This window comes from Promicromonospora aerolata (genome assembly GCF_042682255.1).
Classification (GTDB): domain Bacteria; phylum Actinomycetota; class Actinomycetes; order Actinomycetales; family Cellulomonadaceae; genus Promicromonospora; species Promicromonospora aerolata.
The window spans coordinates 5,055,262-5,069,960 of the sequence record NZ_JBHUHF010000001.1 but is presented as its reverse complement, the minus strand read 5'-3'; the positions used below and the strand labels follow the sequence as shown (position 1 = coordinate 5,069,960).

At 69.1% G+C, this 14,699-nt stretch carries 6 protein-coding genes and 1 rRNA gene; 1 reads left to right on the top strand and 6 read right to left on the bottom strand.

The annotated features are described in order from the left end of the window. Window positions 1-346 precede the first annotated feature (346 nt). Window positions 347-1,869 (bottom strand): 16S ribosomal RNA (locus ACFSL2_RS22485). A 707-nt stretch (window positions 1,870-2,576) separates the two neighbouring features. On the opposite strand from ACFSL2_RS22485, the gene ACFSL2_RS22480 reads away from it, so the two are divergent. Beyond that, window positions 2,577-3,227, top strand: coding sequence for a GNAT family N-acetyltransferase (locus ACFSL2_RS22480; protein ID WP_377199976.1), 651 nt, complete (start codon window positions 2,577-2,579; stop codon window positions 3,225-3,227). 75 nt (window positions 3,228-3,302) lie between these two features. Here ACFSL2_RS22480 and ACFSL2_RS22475 read toward each other — a convergent pair whose 3' ends face one another. From ACFSL2_RS22475 to ACFSL2_RS22455, 5 genes are all read right to left on the bottom strand, one after another. Beyond that, on the bottom strand, window positions 3,303-4,316 hold the full coding sequence (locus tag ACFSL2_RS22475; RefSeq protein ID WP_377199975.1) for a sugar phosphate isomerase/epimerase family protein: 1,014 nt from the start codon (window positions 4,314-4,316) through the stop codon (window positions 3,303-3,305). After that, window positions 4,316-6,973 (bottom strand): PQQ-dependent sugar dehydrogenase, encoded by a 2,658-nt coding sequence (locus tag ACFSL2_RS22470; protein WP_377199974.1) that lies wholly within the window; start codon window positions 6,971-6,973, stop codon window positions 4,316-4,318. The genes ACFSL2_RS22475 and ACFSL2_RS22470 overlap by 1 nt, the downstream gene beginning before the upstream one ends. Window positions 6,974-7,172: 199 nt before the next feature. Continuing rightward, complete coding sequence (locus ACFSL2_RS22465; protein ID WP_377199973.1) at window positions 7,173-8,174, bottom strand: sugar phosphate isomerase/epimerase family protein; 1,002 nt, start codon at window positions 8,172-8,174, stop codon at window positions 7,173-7,175. 58 nt (window positions 8,175-8,232) lie between these two features. Continuing rightward, window positions 8,233-8,835 carry a hypothetical protein gene (locus tag ACFSL2_RS22460; RefSeq protein WP_377199972.1) on the bottom strand — a complete coding sequence of 201 codons (603 nt, stop codon included), beginning with the start codon at window positions 8,833-8,835 and terminating at the stop codon, window positions 8,233-8,235. A 257-nt stretch (window positions 8,836-9,092) separates the two neighbouring features. After that, entirely contained in the window at window positions 9,093-14,693 is a 5,601-nt protein-coding gene (locus ACFSL2_RS22455) for a ThuA domain-containing protein (protein ID WP_377199971.1), read from the bottom strand. Window positions 14,694-14,699: the final 6 nt, after the last annotated feature.

The following is a 14,699-nucleotide window of genomic DNA, read 5'->3' as shown; positions in this document are numbered from 1 at the left end:
CAGCGTGAGCGGGTATGACACGAACCTCGTGACCCGTACTCGAACCAGAAACCCCCGACACATGGCCGGTTGTCTCAGGACCCAACAGTGTGCTCGGCGAACCACCCCCACCCGGCAGACCGCGTTCCAACCCGTGACAAGCACCGGCGTACTAGCAGCCAACCCGGACAGCAGGCGACTCTTCGTCAATGTTCCACCCATGAGCAACCACCCCAGACACGTACGGCCTGGGCCTGGCCTCTGCCACCAGCACCAACCACGCTACGCAGCACCCGCTCCGAAGAACGACCACTGCCGGCAGCCGGCGACCCCACTGTGTGGGGGCTGATGGAGATGAGCTCCTTAGAAAGGAGGTGATCCAGCCGCACCTTCCGGTACGGCTACCTTGTTACGACTTAGTCCCAATCGCCAGTCCCACCTTCGACCACTCCCTCCCACAAGGGGTTGGGCCGTGAGCTTCGGGTGTTACCAACTTTCGTGACTTGACGGGCGGTGTGTACAAGGCCCGGGAACGTATTCACCGCAGCGTTGCTGATCTGCGATTACTAGCGACTCCGACTTCACGGGGTCGAGTTGCAGACCCCGATCCGAACTGAGACCGGCTTTTTGGGATTCGCTCCACCTCACGGTATCGCAGCCCTCTGTACCGGCCATTGTAGCATGCGTGAAGCCCAAGACATAAGGGGCATGATGATTTGACGTCATCCCCACCTTCCTCCGAGTTGACCCCGGCAGTCTCCCATGAGTCCCCGGCATAACCCGCTGGCAACATAGGATAAGGGTTGCGCTCGTTGCGGGACTTAACCCAACATCTCACGACACGAGCTGACGACAACCATGCACCACCTGTGTACGAGTGTCCAAAGAGAACCCCATCTCTGGGGCGTTCTCGTACATGTCAAGCCTTGGTAAGGTTCTTCGCGTTGCATCGAATTAATCCGCATGCTCCGCCGCTTGTGCGGGCCCCCGTCAATTCCTTTGAGTTTTAGCCTTGCGGCCGTACTCCCCAGGCGGGGCACTTAATGCGTTAGCTACGGCACAGAACCAGTGGAACTGGCCCCACACCTAGTGCCCAACGTTTACGGCATGGACTACCAGGGTATCTAATCCTGTTCGCTCCCCATGCTTTCGCTCCTCAGCGTCAGTAACTGCCCAGAGACCTGCCTTCGCCATCGGTGTTCCTCCTGATATCTGCGCATTCCACCGCTACACCAGGAATTCCAGTCTCCCCTACAGTACTCTAGTCTGCCCGTACCCGATGCAAGCCCACAGTTGAGCCATGGGATTTCACACCAGACGCGACAGACCGCCTACGAGCTCTTTACGCCCAATAATTCCGGACAACGCTTGCGCCCTACGTATTACCGCGGCTGCTGGCACGTAGTTAGCCGGCGCTTCTTCTGCAGGTACCGTCACTCTCGCTTCTTCCCTGCTGAAAGAGGTTTACAACCCGAAGGCCGTCATCCCTCACGTGGCGTCGCTGCATCAGGCTTTCGCCCATTGTGCAATATTCCCCACTGCTGCCTCCCGTAGGAGTCTGGGCCGTGTCTCAGTCCCAGTGTGGCCGGTCGCCCTCTCAGGCCGGCTACCCGTCGACGCCTTGGTAGGCCATTACCCCACCAACAAGCTGATAGGCCGCGAGCCCATCCCCCACCGAAAAACTTTCCAACACCCACCATGCGGCAAGCGTTCATATCCGGTATTAGACCTCGTTTCCAAGGCTTATCCCGAAGTAGGGGGCAGGTTGCTCACGTGTTACTCACCCGTTCGCCACTGATCCACCCAGCAAGCTGAGCTTCACCGTTCGACTTGCATGTGTTAAGCACGCCACCAGCGTTCGTCCTGAGCCAGGATCAAACTCTCCGTAAAAGAGAAACATCCACACCCACCCCCAAAAGGGCAGGCACGAACAAATGATACCGGCCAGATACAAATCTGATGATTTGTGTCCGTCCAAAAAACCCCACAAGACCTGCAACCCACCAACCAGACAGCTGGCACGCCACACCCTCACGAGGATAAAACATTGGCATTGACTATCAAGCACACTGTTGAGTTCTCAAACAACCGACGCACACCGTCAAAGTCGCAATCTTTCCGATCGCTTCCCTGTCCGGGGCAGTTCCTCTAACTTACCAGATTCTTTCGGCCGATCAAATTCGCTTCCGTTCTCAGAACTGGAAGGAATTGCACCCGCCTGCCGAATTCGGCACCACATCATTGTTCCGGGGAACACAAAGCTTCCCGGTCCTGCGATGTGGGTTTCAACCCCGGCGCGGCCACCCTGCCGTTTCTGGCTGGTGTCCGTCTGCCCGTCGGGCTGACCTGGAGAACATTACACACGTTCCTCCATGGACGCCACTCCGCTCCGAGTGGCCTGGAGCACACCCTGTTTTCCCAGGTCAGAGGCGCTTTTGACGAGGCCGTGACGGCCCGCCGGGCGGTACGTGTGACCGGGGCCACCCCCCAGGGGCCGTCGTAGCCCGCAGCGGACCACCCATTGGCCCCTCCCGCATCGCGATTTTCCGGTGACAGCGCCTCGACCGCCGCGGCCTGCACGCGTATACGTTCGGACCGTGACCTCCGAGACCAGGCCGACCTCCGCCACCAGTACCGCGACACCCACCGCCCAGCAGATCACTCCCGACGGGCGCGGGACGTCTGTCGCGACGCCGGCCGTCCCCGGCGTCGTGCGCAGAGCCACCGCCGCCGACGCTGCCGACGTCGCGTGGCTCGCCGCGCTCACCTTCCCCCTCGCCTGCCCACCCGAGGCCGCACGGACCGAGATGGCCACGCACATCGCGGAGAAGCTGACGCCCGGCCACTTCCGCGAGTGGGCGGCCAGCGACCGGCACGCCCTCCTCGTGCACGACGACGGCACGCGGCTGCTCGGATACGCACTGCTGGTCCGTGGGGCGCCCGAGGGTGCGGCCGAGGCGGACGCCGTGCGGCAGGCGAGCGGGCTCGACGCCCCGTATGTCGAGCTGTCCAAGATCTACGTCCAGCCCGGCGTGCAGGGCGGCGGCGTCGCCGGTGAGCTCATGCGGGCTGCCGCCGATGCGGCGGCCGAGCTCGGCCCGGACCTGCCCTACTGGCTGGGGACGAACGCCCTGAACCTGCGGGCCCAGGCGTTCTACCGCAAGCACGGCTTCGAGACGGTCGGGCAGCGCCCCTACGTGGTGGGCGGACTCGCGCACGAGGACCTGGTGCTGCTCCGCACCCGCTAGCGGCGGGGCGCCACCGACACCGCGGGGGGTGTGGCCGACGCCGCCGGCGTCGGCCACACCCCCCGCGAGCACTGCTCAGCCGCGCCGGAGCGACCGGATCTCGACGTAGGACCGCTCGGCGTTCCCGAACGAGTCGACCGGGAAGCCGGGCGCCGGCCGGGAGGAGGCGTTGTCCTGCTCCCAGATCCCGTGGCGGCGGCCGCCACCGCCGAGTGCCGACAGGAACTCGGTGTACGGCAGGTCGCCGGCACCGAACTCCACGATGTCGTAGCCGCCCGAGTTCTCCGGGTTCACCTCTCCGTCCTTGAGGTGCAGGAGCGGGTACCGGTGCGGGTTGCGCTTGATGTAGTCCACCGGCTCGAAGCCCGGGTACCGGTGCTGGCCCACGAACGCCCAGTAGACGTCCATCTCGAGGAACACCTTCGCGGGGTCGGTGTTGTCGTAGAAGACGTCGTACAGGCGCACGTCGGGGTTGTCCGTCGCGAAGCTGAACTCCCCGTCGTGGTTGTGCTGGTAGAACTTCAGGCCGCGGGCGGCCGCGGCCGCCCCGAACCCGTTGAACTGCTCGGCCGCGGCGAGGTAGCCGGCGACCGTGCGGTCCGACGTGGGCGCGTTCGCGGTGCCCACGTGCTCCGTGCCCAGGATCTCGGCGATGTCGAGCTCCTGCTCGAGGTTGTTCACGAAGTCCCGGATGCCGCGGTGCGACCCGACAGCGCGCAGGCCGTTGTCGTCGAGCAGCTGCCGGATCTCCTGCGGCGTGATCGGCCCGACCTGGCCCTGCGAGTACCCGGCGAACTCGATCTCCGCGTAGCCCATGGCCGAGAGCCGCTCGAACACGGTGCGGAAGCCGAGCGACGAGACCTTGTCCCGGATCGAGTAGAGCTGGATCCCGATCTGGCCCGGCGGGACGAGCACCCGGCCCGTGCCCGCGGCGGTGGTCGCGGGCGCCGCCGCCGTCGTCGGGGCGAGGGTGGAGGCGGCGGCGCTGCCCGCGAGGGCCACGCCGGCGAGCGAAGCCGCGCCGACGGCTACGGTGCCGCCGGCCAGCCTCAGGAAGTTCCTGCGGTCGACGTCAGTGCGTGATTCCATCACTGCTCTCCTTCTGTCTGAGCGGCCCCGGTCGGGCCGGTCACGTTCTCTGCTGCCGCCGGGGGCGTCCCCACGCCCGCGCCGACCATGGTCACCGCGTCGACGTCGAGCGTCCCGTTCGTGGTGACGTACAGGGTTCCGGTGCCCTCGGGGGCGCCGAACGGCAGGGCGACGTCCTGCCACGCCTGACCGCTGCGCACCTTGGCGGTGGCGAACGGCTTGGCCGTGGGCGAGTCCCAGCGGAGCTGGAGCTTGCCCTTGCCCCGGACGGTGGCCGTCGCGCTGTCGATACCGCTGAGGTTGACCTGCGTGAGCCCCAGCGAGTCGCCGTTGCCCAGGCCGGTCACGTAGGCGCCGGCCGACGCCGCATCGGAGGCGACGACCTCCACGCCGTCCCCGGTCGCGTGCTCCGCCTGCTGCAGCTTCGGGTTCAGGCGGACGGTCGCCTCACCGGTGGCCGGCGGCAGGCCGTTCGCCCCGCCGTCGGTGTAGGTGACCACCACTGCCCCGTACAGGTGGGCCCCCGCGCCGTGCTCCGGGGAGTTGGGGTCGGTGGGGAACACACCGGTGCACCCGGTGCCGGAGACCTCCGGGTGGGCGTGCTCGTCGTGGCCGAGACCGTACGACCACGACACCCGCTCGCACACCGTCTCGGCGCCGTCCTCGGCGTCCTGCGTGGTCACCTGGAACGGCACATCGGCGCCCCAGTCGAAGAAGCCGCCGTCGGCCGGGAACTCCACGGTGACCTCTGGTGCCTGGTTGCCCACGCTGATGTCGCGCGAGGTGAGCGTGAACTTGCCGCTCTGGTCGGTGACCCGCAGGCGTGCGGTGTACACGTCGAGCTCGGTGTACGTGTGCGTGGTGCGGACGCCGGTGGCGTCGAACGTGCCGTCGCCGTCCACGTCCCACTCGTAGGTGAGGGTGTCACCGTCGGGGTCGCTGGACCCGGAGGCGTCGAACGTGACCTCCAGCGGAGCCTGCGACGACGATCCCGGCGTGGCCGTGAACCGCGCCTGCGGCGCCTTGTTCCCCTCGGCGTAGTCGATGCGGTAGAGCCCGGAGTCGGGGTTCTGCCGGAAGAAGCCGTCGCCGTACTCGAGCACGTAGAGGGACCCGTCCGGGCCGAACTCGAGGTCGATCGGGTTGTCGTGGGTCTTCATGCCCGCGGCCTCGACGGCACTGTTGGGGAAGAAGTCCTCGATCTCGCCGAGCTCGAACGTGGACCAGTCAACGCTGAACGCCGCGTAGTAGTCCTGGGAGAACTCACCGAAGAAGGCCTTGTTGTCCCAGTACGCGGGGAACTTGCCGGGCGCGGTGTTCTCGGCGTCGAAGTGGTAGACGGGTCCACCCATCGGGGCCTGGCCCCGGCCGGAACCGAAGTTCACGAGCTCGTCACGCGGCTGCTGGCCCGGCTGGTCGCCGTAGTACACGGTCGCCGCACGCGCGGCGGGCAGGTCGGTGAGACCCGTGTTCCAGCGGGAGTTGTTCTGCGGCGCGGCGCAGTCGAAGAACTCGCCGGGCGTCGCGGTCGCGAAGTCCCACTCGTTGTAGGCCGCGTTCGGCCCGTGGCAGTACGGCCAGCCGGAGTTGTGCGGGTCGTCGAGGCCCACGGCGTTCCACTCCACATAGCCCATCGGCCCGCGGTCCGGGTTCGCCGCACCCGCGTCGGGACCGTAGTCGCCCCAGGTCAGGGAGTTCGTCTCCGGGTCGACCTCGATGCGGAACGGGTTGCGCACGCCCATCACGAAGATCTCGGGACGCGTGCCCACCGCACCGGGTGCGAACAGGTTGCCGGCGGGGACGTCGTACGTGCTGCCCTCCCCCGGCGGCGTGCCGGCGGCGATGTCGTCCTTCACGTCGATCCGCAGGATCTTGCCGCGCAGATCGTTCGTGTTCCCGGCACCCCGGCGGGCGTCGAAGCCCGGGTTCATCCCCGGTGCGTCGTTGTTCGGGGCGTACCCGCTGGCCCCCGGCGTGCCGGCCGGCGTGTTGTCGCCGGTGGACAGGTAGAGGTTGCCCTCCGCGTCGAAGTCGATGTCCGCGCCGACGTGACAGCACTGGCCGCGCTGCACCTCGATGTCGAGGATCGGCTGCTCCGACGCCAGGTCGAGAGCATCACCGGTCCACGTGAACTTGGCGAGGCGGTTCACGCCGACCCACCGGTCCCAGTAGCTCTCGTCCTCGCCGGCGGGCAGCGAGTTGGGCGCGTTGCCCGCAGGAGTGTCCGCCTGCCCGTCACCGTCGGCGTCCCGCGGTGCGTAGACGAGGTAGACCTCGTTGCTCGTCGCGAAGTCCGGGGCGAGGGCGATGCCCTGCAGGCCGTCCTCCGAGTTGGCGTAGACATCGAGGGTGCCCGCCGCCTTGGTGACGCCCGTCGCCGGGTCGGTCACCCGCACTTCACCGTTGCGGGCCGTGTGCAGGACCCGCCGGTCGGGGAGCACCGCCATGTCGATGGGCTCGCCGACGTCCTTGGTGAGCAGGACCTTCTCGTAGTTGTTCCAGTCCGTGTCGGCCGCCGCGGCGGTCTCGGACTCGTCCGTGCCCTGGGCCGATGCCGTCGGCGCGGCCAGGAGGGCCACACCGATCAGTGAGGTCGCGGCGAGCGCCGCGAGCGCCTTCTTTTGCCGCGCTCGAGCGCGTGCCTGGATAGTCTTCATACGTGATGCAGCTCCTCGTCGAGTTCGTCACGCCGACCGGGCCTCGTGCGCATCCCATTCGTCCGGGGCCCGGTCCTGCGTCCTCACGCAGCTCCGCCGTCGGACCATGACGGCGGGTCGTACCGTGCGTTGCGGGGCATACCTCCTTGCTCAGCGGGCAGAGGTCAGCGGGCAGAGCGAGTCTCTGCCGTCGGAAGACTCAGCGGGTCGAGAAGGCGGCGTCGAACGCCGAGTCGGGTGCGTCGTACGCGTGCGAGCGGACGAACTGGAGCGCCTCGGGCGCGCCGATCAGGCGGTCCATGCCCGCGTCCTCCCACTCCACGGAGATCGGGCCGTCGTAGCCGATCGTGTTGAGCATCCGGAACGCGTCCTCCCACGGCACGTCGCCGTGCCCGGTGGAGACGAAGTCCCAGCCGCGGCGCGGGTCGGCCCACGGCAGGTGCGAGCCCATGCGGCCGTTGCGGCCGTTGGTCATGCGCTTCTTCGTGTCCTTGCAGTCCACGTGGTAGATGCGGTCCTTGAAGTCCCAGAGGAAGCTGACCGGGTCCAGGTCCTGCCACACCATGTGGCTCGGATCCCAGTTCAGGCCGAACGCCTCGCGGTGGCCGATCGCCTCGAGCGTGCGGACGGTGGTCCAGTAGTCGTAGGCGATCTCGCTCGGGTGCACCTCGTGGGCGAACTTGACGCCCACCTCGTCGAACACGTCAAGGATCGGGTTCCAGCGGTCCGCGAAGTCCTGGTAGCCCGCCTCGATCGCGGCGTCGGACACGGGCGGGAACATCGCCACGTACTTCCAGATCGCGGAGCCGGTGAACCCGACGACCGTCTTGACGCCGAGCTTGGCGGCGAGCCGGGCGGTGTTCTTCATCTCCTCCGCGGCGCGCTGGCGCACACCCTCGGGATCGCCGTCGCCCCACACCCGGTCGGACACGATGTCGCGGTGCCGCTGGTCGATCGGGTCGTCACAGACGGCCTGGCCCTTGAGATGGTTGGAGATCGCCCACAGCTTCAGGCCGTGCCGCTCCAGCAGCTCCAGTCGCCCGGCGACGTACTCGTCGTCGTCCCAGCGCCACGGGTCGAGGTGATCGCCCCAGCAGGCGAGCTCGAGGCCGTCGTAGCCCCACTCGCCCGCGAGGCGCGCCACCTCTTCGAGCGGCAGGTCGGCCCACTGGCCGGTGAACAGGGTGATCGGTCGTGTCATGTGCTTTCCTCCTGTGCGTGACGATCCGGCGGCGCCGGTCGTGCCCATCGGTCTTCGGTCACGTCGTCCGGCGACGCAGGACGACGACGGCCACCACCCCTCCGGCGGCGACCAGCGCTCCCAGCACCCAGCCGGTCCAGCCCGGCAGGCCGCTGGAGGTCGGTGTCCCGCCGGCCGACGCCGCGCCGGCGGCGTCCGCCTCGGCGGTGATCTCGGGAGCCTCGGGTCCGGGGTCGGACGGCGCAGGGTCGGATTGCGCGGGGTCGGACGGCGGTGCGGCCGGCGTGACGACATCGACCTCGACCTCGACCTTTGCCTTCCGCGGTTCCTTCACCCGCGCGGTGACCGTCCAGTGCCCCTCGTCGAGCAGCGCGGGCTCCGAGCGGTACCAGCCGACGCCCTCCGAGGCGGAGACGAGCGTGACGGGGCCGACCTCCTCGCCGGCGTCGGAGACCGCCCGCACGACCACGACGGCCGACTCCTCGACGGGGTGGTCGTCACCTGCCCAGGTCACGGCAGCGGAGATGCCGCCGGCGCCGTCGGTGCCGAGCTCGACGTCGATCTTGCCGCCGTGCGCCGCAGCCGGAGCCATGACGGCAGGCCCGGCGGCGAGCCCCCACGTCAGCAGGAGCACCGCACCGAGGCGGGTGAACCGTTCCATGTTCGTTCCTCTCCGACTCAACCAGGGCCGGCGGCCCTGACTCGACCAGGGGCCGGCGGCCCCGTGGGGCCTCGGCACGGGGCCGGAGCGCGTCCACCCCGTGCCGAGGATGGGCCGGCGTTCACCGGCCCTGCCGCCGGCCGCCACCGCTCCCCGTCGCCGACCTTGGGCCAGGTCGGCGACGGGCGTTCAGCGCGGTGGCGGCCGACGACGGTCAGCGGGGCGTGCGCCGAGGGCCGGCGCACGCCCCAGGTCTCTCAGTCACACCTCTCTTCGACGGTGACGACGATGCTTGCCTTGCCGGACCGCAGGAGCTCCCAGTCCCCCGCGGCTGTCAGGTCGGCGCCCCTGGCCGGCGAGGCGGTCACCCGGTAGTCACCCGGAGCGAGGTCGCCCAGGTCCCGTACCTTGCCGCGCGGCGAGCCGTCGACCCAGCCGTGCACGGTGTAGCCGCGCACACCCGGGAGCACGACGGGATCGATCGACCCACCCGCGTCGCACGTCGCCGCCGCCACCACGACGTCCGGCGTGTTCGGGTCGGGGCACTCCGGCTCCTCGATCGTCACGAAGAGCACGGCGAGCCCGTTGTCGCGGACCTTCCAGCCGTCCTCGGCGACAAGGACGTACCCGTCGGCCGGTCGGGCCGCGATCCGGTACGTCCCTGGTGCCACGTCCTCCAGGTCGTCCACGCGGTCACCGGCGGTGCCGTCGACCCACTCGCGCACGACGTAGGAGCGCACGCCCGCCACCTGGGCGGTGACCAGCGCGCCACCGGTGACGACCTCGGCTCCCGAGGCGTCGTACGAGCACGTCGCTTGGACGATCTCGACGGCGGGAACCGCCTCGACGGCCGGCTCTGCGATCGTGAACTCGAGGGTCTCGCCGACCACCGTCTCGCCGTCCACCGAGGCCCGCACCTGGACGGTGTGGGCGCCGGCCGCCGAGATCTCCAGCGGTGCCGTGTACTCGGTCCAGCCCTCGTCGTCGACGTTGACCTCCCGGTACACCTGGGCACCGGCCGGACCGCCGGACGTCTCCACCGTGACGGTGACGGGCCCGGCCCACTGGCCGTCGGACCCGTCCGGCTCAGCCGGCGACAACGTGCCCGTCACCTCGAGCGGCTCGGCGGAACCGGCCGTCCGGAAGTACTCGAACGACGCCGTGGCCGCCGACTGCTGAGCGGCCCCGAGGGCGTACAGGCCCACCCGCGCGTCCTGGAGCCCCTCGTGGGTCACCGCGTCGGCGAGGGCGGTCCAGTCCGCACCGTCCGCGCTGTACTCACCGGTGTAGGTCGAGCCCTGCTTCGTCAGCCGCAGGTGCCACACGCCCGACGTGAGGTCGTTCGCGTTCGGCTGCGGGTCCTGCACCACGGAGCCGACCTCGCTGCGCAGCTCGATGCGTTGCGCGACCGGGTCGCCCGCCGCGTTGTCGGTCACGAGGTCGAGCTTGACGTAGTTGTCGTCGTCCCCGTACACGATGAGACCGCCCTGCTGGTACTGCTGGTCGAAGTCCGACCCGTCCACCTTGGTCTCGACGGTCCAGTCGTCCTCCGGCAGGTCCTGCACGACGATGTTCGGCGTGCCGGTGTTGCTGCCCGTGTAGATGTCCGTGGCGGTCGTGTCGATCTCCAGCGCGCCACCGGTCACCCGGTAGCCCGACGGGTCCTCCCGCACCACGTCCCAGCGGCAGCCGTCGAGAGTGGTCCCGTCGAACTCGTCCGCGGGCCCGGGGGTCCCGGCCGTGTCGTCCGGGGTGATGTGGAACCAGTCGAACTGCGCGTCCACGACGTCCGCGGCCGAGCCCGCACCGGCGAGTGCGACGAGCCCGATCTGCGGGTCGTCGATGCCGGCGAGCGCCTTGGTCTGCGGCATGGCCGTGAACTCCACGCCGTCCGCCGAGTACGACGCCGTGAGGTCCGCGCCGTCGCTGCTCGCCAGCCGCACGTACACCGTGTCGGGGTACTCCTGGCCCAGGGCGGCGGTGTTGGAGTCGCCGACCTCGTTGGGTGCGCCGGCCTCCTCACGGATGTACTGGAAGATGCGCGTCGCCGGGTCGGCAGGTGCCGAACGGCCCTGGATGACCATCTTCGCGTAGTTGTCCGCGTCCCCGTAGATCAGCAGGCCTGCCTGCTGGTACTGCGCGTGGGCCGGGATGGTGACCTTGGCCGTCGCGGTGAACGGGCCGTCGGGCAGGTCCTGCAGGACGAGGTTCGGCACCGTCGTGTTGTTCGTGCCGTAGATGTCCGTGGCGCTCGCCGGGATCGTGAGGACCCCGTCGGCGACCTGCAGGTCCTGGTTGCGGTCCAGCACGGTCCAGCGCTCCGGGTCGAGCTCGGCACCGAGGAAGTCGTCCGACCGGCCCGCCAGGCAGGGTGTCGGTTCCGGAAGGGTTCCGGTGACCTCGACCATGACGTACTCGACGGCGTAGGCGCCGCCCTCGTCGGTGACGCGCACCTGGAGCCGGTAGGTGCCCGGCTCGTCGTAGGTGTGCTCGAAGGCCGACGTGCCGTCGACGAACCCGTCACCGAGTCCGGCGTCCCAGGCGTAGGTCAGGTCGCCGGTTCCGTCGGGGTCGGTGGCCTCGGCGGTCGCGGTGACCGTCAGCGGGGCGTCGCCCGCCATCGGGTCGACCGTCAGGCTGACCTCCGGCCGTTCGTTGTCGGTGACACCGCGGCCGTCGATCTGCATCCAGTTGACGTTGATCCCACCGGAGAGCAGGACGAAGTACAGGGAGCCCGAGCCGGACGGTGCGTCGGTGAGCTCGGTCCGGGCGTCGACGTACTGCTGCCAGTCGCCGGTGCCGGGCACCGTGATGCGGCCGATCTCCGGACCGTCGGGGGCGTCCCAGCGCACCGAGACCTCCCCGCCGCCGGGGGAGGCGGCGCGCAGCGAGATCGCGTCGATGCCGCCCAGGCCCACCGGTTCGTGCGCCCAGTAGTCACCGGGTTCGATGTACCCGATGTTCTGGCCGCCGCCGGCGGTGTCGCCCGTCTCCTCGATCTGGACGCCGGGGTCGCCGGCGCCGTCACCGATGCCGTCGACCCGGCCCGTGCCGGTGAAGAACTCCGACTGGACCAGCTTGGGCTGGAGCACCTGCAGGTCGGTGGCCGTCAGCGGTGCGCCGGCCGCTCCGCCGTCGTCCGTGTAGAACGCCTCGATCACCCAGAAGATGTTCGACTCGATGCCGTGGCCCTCGTCGCGGGCGGTCTGGATGACGCCCTCGCAGCCGGTCAGCTCGTCGAACGGGTGGGCGTGGGAGTCGTGGCCGAGCGAGGTGAACAGCGAGACGTCCGCGCAGGTCACGTCCCCGTCAGGGTCATTGACATCGATGTCGTAACGCACCTGGTCGCCCCACTCGAAGAAGCCACCGTTCTCGGGGAAGGTGATCGTCACCTCGGGGGCGACGTTGCCGACCACGATCGTCACGTTCGCCACACCGGTCTGCCCGGAGGGGTCGGTGGCGACGAGCTGGGCGGTGTAGCGCCCGTTCTCCGTGTAGGTGTGGGTCGGGTTCGCCTCGGTGCTCGGTTCCGAACCGTCGCCGAACGTCCACTGCAGCGTGATCGGTTCCCCGGCCGGGTGCCGGGTGCCCTCCGACGAGAACTGCACGGTCAGCGGGGCCACACCGTCGGTCACGTCGGCCGTGGCCTGCGCGATGGGTGCCGGGTCGCCCTTGACGTAGTTGACCCGGTACACGCCGGAGCTGTCGTTGTTGCCGCCGAAGCCGGAACCCCAGTCGACGACGTACAGGGCGCCGTCAGGACCGAAGTCGAAGTCCATCGGACGGTCGAACCCGGCCTGCGGGTCGAAGACCCCGGGCAGGACCCGGTTGATGTCCACGAGGTCGTGGCGCTGCTCGCCGGCGAGCTGGAACGAGTACATCCGTCCCTGGTTCCACTCCCCGAACAGCGCCTTGCCGTCCCAGTAGGCCGGCCACTTGACGTCCGACTCCAGCTCCGGGTCGTACTCGTAGACCGGGCCGCCCATCGGTGCGCCGCCCCCACCGATCTCGGGGAACAGCGGGTTGGTCGCGTACCCGTACCAGACCTCCGCCTCCACGGCCGGCGGCAGCTGCGTGATGCCGGTGTTGTTGGGCGAGTCGTTCACCGGACCACCGGCGCAGTCGAACGCCGCACCGGACTGTCCCGTGGCGAAGTCGTAGGCGCGGTAGTCGGCGTTCGCGCCCGTGCAGTACGGCCAGCCGTAGAATCCCGGCTCGCTCACGACGTTCCACTCGACCGTGCCGGCGGGCCCTCGGGCCTCGCTGGCCGATCCCGCGTCCGGGCCGTAGTCGGCCACGAGCACGTTGCCGTTCGCCGGGTCGACCCCGATCCGGAACGGGTTGCGGAAGCCCATCGCATAGATCTCCGGCAGCGTGTCCGCCTCACCCGCAGCGAACATGTTGCCCTCGGGGATGGTGTACGAGCCGTCGTCCTGCGGCGTGATCCGCAGCACCTTGCCGCGCAGGTCGTTGCTGTTGGCCGACGTGCGCTGGGAGTCGTAGTTCTCGCGGCCGGCCCGCTCGTCCACCGGCGCGTACCCCTGGGACTCGAACGGGTTCGTGTTGTCCCCGGTGGCGACGTACAGGTTGCCGTCGGCGTCGAAGACCATGTCACCGCCGGCGTGGCAGCACGTCTGGCGCTGCGTCGGGATGACGAGCACGGTCTCCTCGGTCGCCGGGTCGATCGTGCCCGAGGCCGCGTCGTAGTCGAAGCGCGAGACCCGGTTGTGGGGCCCGTCGTCGCCGACGTCCTGCGGGGACCAGAACAGGTAGATCCACCCGTTGGACGCGAAGTCGGGATCGAGCACGACCCCGGTCAGGCCGTCCTCGTTGGACTGGGTGACCGAGAGCGTCACCGCGGTGCTCGTGGTGTTCGCCTCCGGGTCGATCACCTGGACGCGGCCGTCGCGCTCGACGTAGAAGACGGTGCCGTCATCGGCCACGTCCAGCATCATCGGGTTCGCCGTGTCCTCGTCGAGCGGCACCATCTCGTAGCTGTCGCTCTGTGTCGCGGCACAGTTGGAGTCCACGGCTCCGGCCGCGGTCTGCAGGCCACCCAGCAGGTGCTCCAGGAACTCCGGCTCGGCGTACGAGGCGTCGGTGTGCCCACCACCGCTGTACCAGGACCGGCCTCCGTCGTAGTCCTGGCACCAGGCGATCGGGTGCTCCGCGCCCATCGCGCCCGTCCCGGCGTCGTACGTCGACTCGTCCAGCGAGGCGAGGACGTGCACCTCGTCACGCGGGTTGGAGCGGTAGTTGTACCACTCGTCGTAGCGCTGCCACCGCTGCGGCAGGTGCTCGGTCGAGGCGTGGTCGGAGTCCTCGACCTTGACCGTGGCGTCCTGGTTCTGCGGGTGGGAGCTGAAGTAGGCCCCCACCAGCTCCCCGTACCACGGCCAGTCGTACTCCGTGTCGGAGGCCGCGTGGATGCCGGCGTAGCCGCCGCCACCCTGGATGTAGCGCTCGAACGCGGCCTGCTGCTGGCCGTCGAGGACGTCACCGGTCGTGGAGAGCCAGGCGACCACGTCGTAGTTCGCCAGGTTCTCGTCGGTGAACGCCCCGGCGTCCTCGGTGGCGTCCACCGTGAACCCGTGGTCGGCGCCGAGCTGCTCGATCGCCGCGATACCCGCGGGGATCGATCCGTGCCGGAACCCTGCCGTCTTGGAGAAGACGAGCACGTCGAACGGGTCGGACTCGGGTGGCGCCGCGGCGAGCGGCGCGGTAGGCGGTGCGGCCTCGACGGCCGCCTGCGCCGACGTAGCGCCGGCCAGCATCATGGGAGCGGCGACCGCGAGCGCGGCGGTGACGGCAAGCAGCCGTACACCCGCCCGCGGTACTCCCCAGAGCAAATCCTTCACCAAGAA